Here is a 12,016-nt window from a genome sequence, read left to right as displayed (position 1 = left end):
AACAATGTAAAAGTGTTTCAACAGCGCCTGGCCACTTTTACATTGTTCATTCTTCATTTTACATTATTCATTTCCTTTCCCTCTCACCCCGCCACCACGGCGGCTTTCACCGGGCTCCATTCCGGAATGGGCCGGACGCGGTATTTCATCAGTTCAACGATTTCCTGTTCGTTCTGAAACGTATCGTTGACGTTGACCACGTGCTTGGCCAGCCGGTCATACTGTTTGCTTAACAACAAACCAAACACCTGACCGTAGTCAAGTCCATCGAAAATGATGGCTTTGTTAGTCGCGTATTGATCGAGGGTCTTGGTGAAGAATTTGGGATGCTCGCTCCAGTGCATCGCCGGGCGACAATGGTGGCTGATGTGATAGCCGTCGTTCCAGCAGATGCGGTTATACTTGACGTTGATGCAGGTAATACTGTTTTTGTAGGCATTCGCCGGATCATCCTTATCGATGAATGCGTGCTGCGTCCAGTTGCCGATCATGCCAAACACCCGCGTCAACACAAACGGCAGCAGAAATACCACAAGGGTGGCCGGCGCATTGACCCACAACAAAATGGCACACATCACCAGAAAGAGAATCTCTCCACTCATGGCTTTCATCGCCATTTTCTGCCGGTTTTTCTTTTTAAGATAGCCAATCAGCGTAATCACACCCAGAAAGAAAAAATTGGCCAGATAGCGCAGAAATCCCCGGATGCTGTCGCGTTTATAGGTCATTGTGCTGCTCAGATCCTCCGGCATGTTGTTTTCGGGATGGTGCATGCCGATGTGGTGACTCTGGTACGTATCCGGCGACATCCCGAAGAAAAGCGCCAGAAACGTCGGCATGTAATAGTTGAGTCCGCTGTATTCCCGTTTGAACAGCGGGCGGTGGGCCGCGCAATGGACCATCAGTCCAAACGGGCCTTTATAAACCGCATAGGACGCAAAACAGGCAAAGGCCAGTATCGCCCAGACCCAGCCAGTAATGGCCGGGATAAACAGTAAAATACCCAGCGGAACGAGCGTGAAAGTGATTTTCAGGGTCAGGTAAATAAAGGGCAGATCACGGCTGTCGCGGATAAACCGCAGCAAAAACCGGTCGGTAGCAGTCGAGGGTTGGGCAACAGAACTGGGGTCATTCAGGATAGGAAGTCTTCTCATTGGCAAACGGGTTACTTGATTCGAAAAGTAAGGTAGGCATTTTACAAATAGAATCAAGTCGCTATCGAATGATAGTTACTTCAGTGCCGGTCAATCCCGTTTGCCGTCGTCGTTGGATATCTTTTTCTTCTCGCGGTTTTGTCCCGCATTCATTTTGCCGAACCGCCAGTTAACCGACAAACGGATATTCCGGATGACGTTGTAGTTCGATCCATCCGAAATGAAGGTCGGCGTCCGGAGCAGGTTCACAATGGTATTGTAGCGCCGGAAGGGGTTCTCGAAGTTGGCCGTGATCGTCACTTTCTGCTTCTTGAATTCTTTCCGGCCCGAAAAACCGTAGTAGTAAAAACCGGACGACTGGCCCTGCAACTGAATCCGGCGCGACGTATACGAACCGTTGGCCTGCACGCTGATGTCGTGGGGCAACTGGAGGGACGAATTCAGGTTGAACTGGTAACTCCAGTTTTCGTTTTTAATCTGCAAAGCACTGCTGTTCAAAATGGTGTAGTTCAACCCGAACGATCCGCTGATGTTCCACTGTTTCACCGGCCGCGCCGATCCGAAGAGGTTCATGCCGTAGGTCGAATTCTGGGCAATGTTCCGGTAGGTGCTGCTCGAAACACCACTTGTATCGACGGTGGTAATGCGTTCGATGGCGTTGTTGGTCTGCCGCCCGAAAATCATCGCATTGATGGTCGTTCCTTTTTTGGTAAACGTGCTGTACGACAACTCAACCGAGTGTGCGAGTTCGGGGTCCAGGTACGGGTTTCCGGTTTGAATATTTTTCGGATCGGATGAATTGACGTACGGGTTCAGGAAGAAAATGGATGGCCGCTGAATTCGCTGGCTGTAGTTGAGTCTCAGCCGTCGCTCTTCCCCAAATCGCTGCGAAATGGTGATATTGGGCAGAAAATTCTGGTAGCGGTCCGTAAACTTCGTACTGGTCGAAATAAAATTGGCGTTGATGTTCGTCATTTCCATCCGCCCGCCCAGGCTAAAACCCCACATTTTGCTGATCCGCATCCGGAACGACGCATACGATGCCCAAACCAGCTGCTGGTAATCGAAGGTATTTGCCCGACTGGGATCTTCTTTGTAATTCAGCGATCCGTCGGGGGCATTTTCCAGCCGGTAATCACTGCCGACATTCCGCAGGATCGCCTTTGTTCCAACCTCCAGCAGCCGCCGTTTAACCGTTGAAAAGGGGTACGTATAATCGGTTTGCAGCGTAAATTCCTTCTGCTGATTGTCGTTGTTGTTGCGCTCGCGGTAGTCGATTACCTCGCTTTCGGGCAGTGGATACTGGTTCAGCGAGTAGTTGCTGTGGTTTTTATTCTGATTGTATTGCGCCAGAAAGGTGTATTCCTGCTCCTTGCTCCGCTTGAACGTTTTCGTGTAATTGAAATTGACGTCCATGTTCCGGTTGCGGTTTTGGGTGTGGTTATACCGCCGGAAATTCTGCGGATCGTCGGACGCCACTTTGGTGTCCCGCGTCGAATTCGTATTCCGGCCTTCTCCGCCCAGGCTAAAATCGACCCCGATGCGGTTTAAGGTATCCAGATCGTAATCGATACTCACCGACCCAAAGCCGGATTTCCCCTTGTTTTTGTAGGCATTGATCTGCTCGATGGTGCTAACAACCTGCCCGTTTTGCAGGTTTTGCCGCATGGATTCCGACCCGCCGTAATAATTATTGACGTTGCCGCCCCCGTAGGCGGTAATGCTCAGTTTGTCGCGCTTGTAATTAAAATTCCCGCCGAGGTTGTTCCGCCGGCTTCCTACCGATGCGTTCACCCCGCCCGTCAGGCCCTGAAGCTGGTTTTTCGTGATAATGTTGATCACTCCGGCGGTTCCTTCCGCGTCGTATTTGGCCGAGGGTGCCGTCACGACTTCCACCGATTTGATCAGTTCCGCCGGGATCATCTGGAGGGCTTCGCTGATGCTGCGCGCCATGATGCTCGACGGTTTGTTGTTAATCAGTACTTTGATGCTGCTGCTCCCTTTCAGGCTCACCGTTCCGTCGGGATCGACCGTCAGCAGCGGCACTTTTTTCAGGACGTCGATGGCCGTTCCGCCGGAATTGGTCGCGTCTTTGTCCGCGTTGTAAACCATTCGGTCGTCCTTGTCTTCGACGAGCGGTTTTTCGGCCGTCACGACAACTTCGTTGAGCGTCCGCGAATCCGTTTGCATCTGCACCACGCCCAGCGCTACTTCGGTTCCTTCCGTACCTACATTGATGTTATTGATGGTCTTGTTTTCGTACCCGATGAAGCTGATCACGACCCGGTAAGTGCCCGCATCGACCCCGCTGATGGTAAATTTACCGGATTCGCCGGTGGTGGTTCCGCCGATAATTTTTTCGGTTTTGGGATTCAATAAGGCAACGGTCGCAAATTCGACCGGTTTATGCTGGGTAGCGTCCATCACCGTCCCGCTGATTTTGGCCTTTAAGCTGGCTTTGATGTTGGTCTGAATCGCGGGCAATTGCGGCATACTGGCCGGATTTTGCGCCCGCGCCGAAACAACTATGCATAATACTAGCGGGAGTAGGATTTTTTTCATACTTCAGACAACACCTTCGGCCAACGGAAATGGGATTGATACGCAGACAAGTAAATTAAACCGCTAATTTACTGATCAGTTTCTAAATTTAATACTAATGTTAGTTACTGGAACTTATAATAATAAGGCTAGCGGTTTTTTGGACTTTTATGCGGTTTTTCTCAATTAATCATCTCCTTCCAAATTCCTACGGAGTCATCAGAGCGGTTTGGACAAGCCAGTGCCGAATGCGCCCAAACCACTCGTCGAAAGCGGGCGTTTTCAGATAACCGTGTTCACCTTTGGTATAGATATGCAGGTCGGCCAGAACGCCGTTTTGTTGCAGGGCTTCGTAGAACAGGATGCTGTTTTTGACCGGAACAACCGTGTCGTCGCTGGCGTGCGTCAGGAAGGTCGGCGGAGTGGTTTTATCGACCTGTAATTCATTGGAATACAACTTGATCTGCTCCGGTTTGGGTGACGAACCCAGCAGGTTTTTCCGCGTGCCGGAATGCGCCATGGGTTCCGTAAAGGTGATAACCGGATAAATCAGCACCACGAAATCCGGCCGAACGCTGACTCCTTCCGGATTCTCGATCACCTTTTGGTTAAAGTGCGTTCCGGCCGTTGACGCCAGGTGGCCGCCCGCCGAAAAGCCCATGATCCCGATTTTTTTCGGATCGACGCCCCATTCCGCAGCCCGTTGCCGGACGGTTTTGATGGCCTGCTGGGCATCCTGCAACGGTCCGATGGACGGATCGATCATGGTTTTTTCGCTCGGTAGCCGGTATTTCAGCACAAAAGCTGTCACCCCCATTTTGTTGAACGCTTCGGCAACGTCGTACCCTTCGCGCTTCATAACCAGCGCGCCATAGCCTCCGCCCGGGCAAACAATCACTGCCGTTCCGTTGGCGGTTCCCTTCGGTGGCAGATAAATTGAAAGCGTCGGGTTAATGACATTGGTCGCTACCTGGTCGGACCGTTTGACCTCTTTGACATCCGATGCCTTCGCGTTGGGAACGGGGCCCTTATAAAGCGGTATTTCCTGTTGAGCCAGGCCAATAAGTGCTGAAAAGCCGCAAGAGAGGCTCAGCAGAAGTTTTTTGATCATTCTTTTGAGGGTTTAGGGAGCTTGGTAACCCGTAGATTTATCATTTACCAAACTACATTTACTAAGTCACTATAATACGTGAATTTACTGTCAATAGAAATCAGGTCCAGCCCTTCAGCGTATGCCGTCGCGATCAAAAGCCGGTCGAAAGGATCACGATGTTCATTCAGCAGAGGCACAAGCTGATAGGCGTCCAAATGCGAACGAGCGATTGGCAACAGTTGTATTGCCAACCGCTGCATTTCCCGTATAATTTCAGTAGCGGTCCGTTGAGTTTCCAGTTTACCCAGCTTTGTTTTAATAGCGATTTCAAATAAAGAAACCGCACTGACGGAAACTTCATTGGCAGTGTTTCGAATTAATTGGTGAGCTTTATGAGACAGTTGAGGATCAGCTTCAAGAACCCACAACAAGGCATGTGTATCCAGCAAAAGCCGCATCACATATATTCTTTTAAATCGTCCAGAGGTTCATTAAAATCGGACGAGAGTTTAAAACTCCCTTTCATTGTTCCGAATGTACGCTCTGTCAACACCGATTCGTCGTTATCACTATCCAGAAAAGTCACAATAACTTTCTGTTTTTTCTGCGACTTAGGAGGTTCTTCCAGAATTACGCGTCCATTTTCGTAGATGCCAGTTACGGAGGTCAGCATATGGTTTTTCGTTGGGTCCTCTAAATTAACAATCCTTTTCAAATATACCCGCAAGTAAAGCACCGAAAGCTTTCACTGCCAAACCTCCGCCGGGAACGGTTTTTCCAGCAGATACTGGTAAATAAACCGGGCGGTTTCGGCCTGGGCGTGTTTGGCCTTGCCGGTGGTGCCAAACCCGTGACGTGCGCCGGGATACACCATGAACTCGAAGTGTTTGTTCAGATTCTCCAGTTTATCAACAAGTTGGATGGAATTCTGCATGTGCACATTGTCGTCCATCGTGCCGTGAACAATCCGCAGGGTGCCTTTCAACTGATCGGCGTAAGTCAGCACGGAGCTTTCTTTGTAACCCGTCGGATTTTCGGCGGGCGTGTCCATAAACCGCTCGGTGTATTCGCTGTCGTACAGCGACCAGTCCATGACGCCGAAGTTGGCAATTCCGTGCGTAAAAACGCTCGCTCCCCGCGTCAACGCCAAAGCCGTTACGTAACCGCCGTAACTTCCGCCCGTAATGGCAACTTTCTTCGGATCAGCCAACCCTTTGTCGATGAGCCATTTTACCGCCGTGCTGTAATCATCCATTTCCCATTTGCCCAGATTTCGGTGCATGAAATTCTGGCCGGTTTTGCCGAAATGCCCCGACGCCCGGTGATCGATGGCGACCTGCAATAAACCGTCCTGCGCGTACCATTGTGATGCGGGTGTATACGCCCAGCGGTCGTATACCGAACCGGCGTTGGGACCACCATAAATGCTGATCAAAACCGGGTAACGCTTGTTGGGATCGAAATTCGTGGGGTATTTGATCGTCATCGGCAACTGAAAACCGTCGGCAGTCGGCACGCGCACCAGCTCCGTTTTGGCGACGTTAAATTTATCAAAATCAGCTCCTTTGGTGTCGCCCAGTTCCCGAATCAGCTTCCCGTTTTTGTCGAGCAGCGCCATTTTGGGCGGAGTCTGCAAATTGGAATAGGTTGTAATAAAATAGCTGCCGCCGGGCGAAACCTGCACCTGATGGCTGAACTCCCCAAATGTTAGCCGTTGTAAACCTTTGCCGTCGAGCTTCACTTTATAAAGATCAATGCGGGCCGAATTTTCTTTCCGGGCGGAGAAATAAACCAATCCGTTTTTGGCGTCGATGTGGGAAACTCCGGTAACAGTATACGCTCCGCTGGTAACTGGATTTTTCAGTTTTCCGTCCATCGTGTGCAGATACAGGTGCATCCAGCCCGATTCGTCGCTCTGACGGATAAAGTGCTTGCCATCGCTCAGAAAATGAACCGTCGTCAGCCAGTCCACCCAGGTTTTCTGGCTTTCGCTGACCAGTTCGGTTGTGCGTCCCGTTGCCGGATCGACCGCAACCAGTTTCAACACGTCCTGCCCCCGGTTTTTCCACTGCATCCAGAGCGCTTTCGATTCGGGCGTCCAGAACGGCGTTCCGAAATAGTGGTCGGCGTTGGCGTCGTAGTCCGCCCAGACGGTTTTTCCGGTGGCAACTTCCACGATGCCCATTTTTACCAGCGGATTCGGGTCGCCCGGTTTTGGATACCGCTGACTTTCCAGATACCCGTGCTGCCCGGTCGCTCCGGCTATCGGAAAAACGGGCACCTTCGCTTCGTCGAACCGCATGAAAGCCAGATATTTACTGTCGGGTGACCACCAGAACGCCTTGTGTTGCGTGGCCCGCCCCAGCACTTCTTCCCAATAGACCCAGGCTGCATACCCGTTGTAAACCGTTTCGGAACCATCGGTAGTCAGTTGTTTTTCCTGGCCGGTCGAGTCCGTTAGGTAGAGGTTTTTTCCGTCACGTGTATAAGCCGCCCATTTTTGATTGGGCGAAAAAGTCAGGTTTTGAGAGCCTTTTACATTTGATGGCATACTAGGCGGAGACACGACTTTTTCCCCGTTTACCTTGTTTTCATTTCCCTGACCGGTTTTGACGTCAACCGAAACCGTTTTTCCGTCTTTCGTGAGCAGGTAATGCGTATCGTCGGCCCAGGCTGTGGTCGGCAGGGCTTGCAGAACGTTTGTTTTTTCGTTTTTGAATAATTGAGAAGCGGTAAAGGGCTGTTTTTGAGCGTAAACGATTCCGGTAAGCAGGCAAAAAAGCAGGCAAATCTTGAAGGACATGAATCAATGAGTCGTTTAGGTTGATGAATTGGGCCGGGATTATTCCGGCAAGCAAAAATTACTTTTTTCTCCCAGATAACCAACAGCGAATGGGCCCGACCAAAAACCGGGTTATCGAATTTACCCCGGCATTTTCAGTTCGTGCCGCGCCGGTTTTCAGCCCTGAACAAAGAAAATAATTATTTTACATGTAGATACAAGGATTTTTTAGTATTATTAAGCGCTCTAAAACCAAGGGTATTTTTTAATCAAATCCTGATATTTTATGAAAAAAGCTACATTGTTTACGGCATTTCTCTTTGCATCAGCAGCTACGTTTGCTCAAACCTGGAAACTTGATAAGGCCCACGCCAAAGTCGGTTTTACGGTTACCCACTTGCTGGTTTCGGAAGTCGATGGCAATTTCAAGACGTTCGACGCCACGCTGACTTCCTCAAAACCCGATTTTTCGGACGCGGTGGTTGAACTGACCGCCGACGTCAACAGCATCGACACAGACAACGAACGGCGCGATTCGGATTTGAAAAGCGATAAATTCTTCGATGCGGCCAAGTTTCCAACCCTGACGTTCAAAAGCAAGACCTTTCAGAAAGTAGAAGGCAAAAAGTATAAAGTGACCGGCGACATGACCATGCATGGCGTGACCAAACCCGTTACGCTGGATGTTACGCTGAATGGCCCGATTCAGCATCCGATGAGCAAAAAAGACGTGGCCGGTTTCAAAATCACCGGTGAACTGAAACGCTCGGATTTCGGCATCGGACCCAACATGACCACGGCGGTTGTCAGTGACGAAATCGCCCTCCGCGCGAACGCCGAATTTGGCAAGCAATAAGCCAGTAAGTAAGTTTATAGTTTAAGAAAGCCCCAACCCGGTTTTCTGAGCGATCAAGGATCAGAACCTTTAAATACGAAACCAGTTGCCCAAAAAGGACAGGCCACCAACGGCTTGTCCTTTTTGTTAGCTTTGTGACCTGATTATTCCCCCTGACTTATGAAAAAACTATTTGTAGTAGCCGCACTCCTTTTGAGTTTTATGTCCCGCGCCCAGTCTCCCAAAGAAGTTCTCTACGTCGGAACGTACTCGACCCGGGGCAGCGAAGGGGTTTACGTCCTGGAATTCGACCGCGCCAACGGCTCGCTGAAACAACTCCAGACGGTTTCCAACGCCAAAAGCCCGTCGTTTCTGGCCATTCACCCCACCGGTAAATACCTGTATTCGGTTAATGAAGCGGCTGCCAACTCGGGCGGAGTTAGTTCGTATGCCATCGAAGCTAAAACCGGTAAACTGACGATGATGAACCAGCAGTCGTCGTACGGCCGCGGTCCCTGTCACATCGCCATCGACCAAACCGGCAAGCTGGCGTTTGTCTCGAACTACGGCGGAGGAACCTTCACGGTTTTGCCGATCCAGAACGATGGCAAACTGGGAGTCGCCACCGACACGCTGAAGTACGAAGGCAAAAGCGCCCACGCCCAACGGCAGGAAAAACCGCACATTCACTCGGCCACGATTTCGCCCAACAACCGGTTTGTGTACGTCTGCGACCTCGGCACCGACAAGGTCTACATTTACGAATTTGATCCGGCATCGGGCAAGGTAAAACCGGCCGCAACGCCCTACGTCAGCGTTTCGCCGGGCTCAGGACCGCGTCACATCACGATTCATCCCAACGGAAAATTCCTGTATCTGGCCGAAGAACTGACCTCGAGTGTGGCCACGTTTGCGCTCAACAGCAAAACCGGTGCGCTGACGCTGATCGAGGATAATGTAAAAACCCTTCCGGCCGACTTTACCGGTACTAACAATACGAGCGCGGACATTCATACTGATCCGAAAGGCAGGTTTCTGTACCAGTCGAACCGCGGGTATAATGCGCTGGCCATTCTGTCGATTGCCGGAGACGGAAAACCGACGCTCATCGGCCAGCAGCCGACAGAAGGCAAAACACCCCGCAATTTCCTGATCGATCCCAAAGGCGAGTATGCTTTTGCCGCCAATCAGGATACGGACAACATTGTAGTGTATAAAGTTGACGGGAAAACCGGTAAACTGACGCCGACGGGCAACCAGATCAAAGTGCCTGCGCCGGTTTGTCTGAAGCTATTTACGGTAAAATGACAAAGACGGAGCTGAGTCAACTTATTGATTCCCTTCACGATCAACCTGCTCCTTCGGCTCTGACCGGGCTGGAGGAGCAGTTGCAGGCTCATCTTTCGGCGATTGAGGCCCAACCGGAATTATTGCTGGACACGCTGTTTCTGAAAGCCATTCGCGATCACGTCCAGCCGCAGGCCGGTTCGCACGAACATCTGTATCTGCAACGGTTTGAAATTCCGCAAATTGTATTGTTCGATGTGCTGATCAACCGGATGCCGTTTGTGGTGATGAGTCACGCCATCACGAATCGGGCGATGGTGAACGCGTTGAAAACCGCCGAAAATGCCGTGGTAATGGACGTCGGGATTGGGCGGGGAATTCAGATCGTGCGGCTGCTCGATGAGCTGATCAAAACCGAAAACCGCCTGCAAAAACTGACTCTTGTCGGCGTCGAGCCGTTTGCCGAAGCCGTTGCTTTTGCAGAAACGCAGATTCGGCAAACCGCCGAAAAAGCGCCGTTTGCCGTCGAATTCGTTTCACTGGTTTCGCTGGTCGAAGAACTCGCGCCCGATGCGCTCGCCCAAACGGTACCCCCGGAATACGACCGGCTTGTTATCAATAGTTCCCTGACGATTCATCACCTGCCCACGGTTTCGCAGCGACAGGCATTTTTTCACCAAATCCAGTCGTTGCAACCCGACCTGCTTCTACTGACCGAACCGCATTCGGATCACTTGGAACCGGACTGGCGTCGCCGGACGCTGAATGCTTATAATCATTACGGCGCGGCATTTGGCGTCATCGACAGCCTGGATATCGACACTACGGCCAAAAACGGGCTGAAGATGTTTTTCGGGCGGGAAATCGACGACGTCGTCGGTCATTCCGACGACAATCGGTTCGAGAAACACCAGCCAGCGGAGCAATGGATTCAGTATTTGCAGGAAAGCGGTTTTTCGCTGGTTCCGGATTTTGACATTCCGGCTACGCTACCGCCTTCGCCAATTGTTTTGCAGGAAAAACCGGGCGGTTATCTGGCCATGGAATACGAAGGCGTCAATGTGTTGTCGATCTTTCAGGCAGTGCTTAGCGGCCAATCTTGAAAAATATAAATACCTCACTATCAATTTAGTATTCCAATTCTTCCAGGCTTATTGACAAATACGCACTAACGCATTTAAGCGATTACTCTCTTCCCGCTACGAATCAGTAAGTGACTTCGTCGGGCGGGCAACGTCATAGTGATAGAGATGGGCGATCAACTCGAATTTATTGAGTTGACCCGTTTCCTGCCATCCAATCATTATGAACGATCGCTCCAAATTACTGCTTGCCCTGTCGTTTTTCATTTTCAGTCATTGTGTGCAGGCTCAAACCGGGCCGGTTTGTGGGGTTAATACTCAGAATTTGCCCGATACCATCGTCCGGATGATGGGGCAGGCAAAGCAGTTGCTGGCTAATCAGCAAGCCCGCAAAGCCGCTACGCCCCGCAACATCTGCCGAATTGCCGTCGACATTGACTCCGAAACCTATTTGCAATTCGACAAGGACACCAACCAGATTCGCGGTTATGTACTGAAACAAATCGAAGCGGTTTCACAGGTGTACGAGCGTGAAATCAATACCCAGCTCGTGGTTGTCCGGATTCATATTTGGAAAGATGCCGCATCTGACCCGTATAAGGGCGAATCGGATTTGTATAAGTTATTTGCCACGCTGATAAACGTCTGGGGAAAGGGCTTCCAGGAAATAAAGTACGATAAAGTTTCGTATCTCTACACAAAAGTGGTAACAGGAGCGGGTGGCCTGGGCAGTTTAGGCGGAACGTATTCGGCAGCGCCATTAAAATATCTCAAGACCATTGCCCACGAGTTGGGGCATAACTTTGGCTCACCACATACGCAGGATTGCTCCTGGGCGGGCGGCCCAATCGATTATTGCGCCAATATTGAGGGGAATTGTAATTATACGGGCTCACTGCAAACCGCACAAGGAACGATCATGAGCTACTGTTCCAGCCAATCCTTTCAGTTCCACCCGCTTTGTCAGGCCGTAATGACCGTTCATGCCGATAAGAATTTTGCGAAACTAACGGCCGCACCCGACAAGGCTCCTGTTTTACCGGCTGAACTTTCCCTCTCAGGAAGCCCTTTTTTGTATTGGGATGGACAGCCGCAGGCCGAACGGTTTGATATCGAAATCGCTGAAACCGCCGACTTTGCAAAAAAAATCGTGAGTGACTCGACCGCGTTCAACGGGTATGATGTCAGTCTACTGAAAACCGAATCAATCGTTTTTTGTGCGTTTAAGGGCCGTTAACCGCT

General features: G+C 50.8%; 10 protein-coding genes. 4 read left to right on the top strand and 6 right to left on the bottom strand.

Features of this window, described 5'->3' with window-relative positions:
* Window positions 1–83: 83 nt before the first annotated feature.
* The 6 genes from EHT25_RS10975 to EHT25_RS10950 all read right to left on the bottom strand — a co-directional run bounded on the left by EHT25_RS10975 (window position 84) and on the right by EHT25_RS10950 (window position 7,591).
* Complete coding sequence (locus tag EHT25_RS10975; RefSeq protein ID WP_124874367.1) at window positions 84–1,154, bottom strand: fatty acid desaturase family protein; 1,071 nt, start codon at window positions 1,152–1,154, stop codon at window positions 84–86.
* 90 nt (window positions 1,155–1,244) lie between these two features.
* On the bottom strand, window positions 1,245–3,716 hold the full coding sequence (locus EHT25_RS10970; RefSeq protein ID WP_124874365.1) for a TonB-dependent receptor: 2,472 nt from the start codon (window positions 3,714–3,716) through the stop codon (window positions 1,245–1,247).
* A 187-nt stretch (window positions 3,717–3,903) separates the two neighbouring features.
* On the bottom strand, window positions 3,904–4,806 hold the full coding sequence (locus EHT25_RS10965; protein WP_124874363.1) for an alpha/beta hydrolase: 903 nt from the start codon (window positions 4,804–4,806) through the stop codon (window positions 3,904–3,906).
* A 44-nt stretch (window positions 4,807–4,850) separates the two neighbouring features.
* Window positions 4,851–5,246 carry a type II toxin-antitoxin system VapC family toxin gene (locus EHT25_RS10960; protein WP_124874361.1) on the bottom strand — a complete coding sequence of 132 codons (396 nt, stop codon included), beginning with the start codon at window positions 5,244–5,246 and terminating at the stop codon, window positions 4,851–4,853.
* The gene (locus EHT25_RS10955; protein WP_124874359.1) at window positions 5,246–5,461 is read right to left on the bottom strand and encodes a DUF2281 domain-containing protein; all 216 of its coding nucleotides are present in this window, start codon (window positions 5,459–5,461) and stop codon (window positions 5,246–5,248) included. Before EHT25_RS10955 ends, EHT25_RS10960 begins: the two co-directional genes overlap by 1 nt.
* 72 nt (window positions 5,462–5,533) lie before the next feature.
* The gene (locus EHT25_RS10950) at window positions 5,534–7,591 is read right to left on the bottom strand and encodes a S9 family peptidase (RefSeq protein WP_124874357.1); all 2,058 of its coding nucleotides are present in this window, start codon (window positions 7,589–7,591) and stop codon (window positions 5,534–5,536) included.
* A gap of 265 nt (window positions 7,592–7,856) precedes the next feature.
* On the opposite strand from EHT25_RS10950, the gene EHT25_RS10945 reads away from it, so the two are divergent.
* The 4 genes from EHT25_RS10945 to EHT25_RS10930 all read left to right on the top strand — a co-directional run bounded on the left by EHT25_RS10945 (window position 7,857) and on the right by EHT25_RS10930 (window position 12,011).
* Window positions 7,857–8,426: a YceI family protein gene (locus tag EHT25_RS10945; RefSeq protein ID WP_124874355.1), complete on the top strand. Its 570-nt coding sequence runs from the start codon at window positions 7,857–7,859 to the stop codon at window positions 8,424–8,426.
* A gap of 159 nt (window positions 8,427–8,585) precedes the next feature.
* Complete coding sequence (locus EHT25_RS10940) at window positions 8,586–9,713, top strand: lactonase family protein (protein ID WP_124874353.1); 1,128 nt, start codon at window positions 8,586–8,588, stop codon at window positions 9,711–9,713.
* On the top strand, window positions 9,710–10,795 hold the full coding sequence (locus tag EHT25_RS10935; protein ID WP_124874351.1) for a GRAS family protein: 1,086 nt from the start codon (window positions 9,710–9,712) through the stop codon (window positions 10,793–10,795). Before EHT25_RS10940 ends, EHT25_RS10935 begins: the two co-directional genes overlap by 4 nt.
* 202 nt (window positions 10,796–10,997) lie before the next feature.
* Entirely contained in the window at window positions 10,998–12,011 is a 1,014-nt protein-coding gene (locus EHT25_RS10930; protein ID WP_124874349.1) for a M12 family metallo-peptidase, read from the top strand.
* Window positions 12,012–12,016: the final 5 nt, after the last annotated feature.

Source organism: Larkinella rosea (genome assembly GCF_003858635.1).
In the GTDB taxonomy this organism is placed as follows: Bacteria; Bacteroidota; Bacteroidia; order Cytophagales; family Spirosomataceae; genus Larkinella; species Larkinella rosea.
The sequence above is the reverse complement of the archived record's forward strand: the minus strand, read 5'-3'. Positions and strand labels throughout refer to the sequence as shown.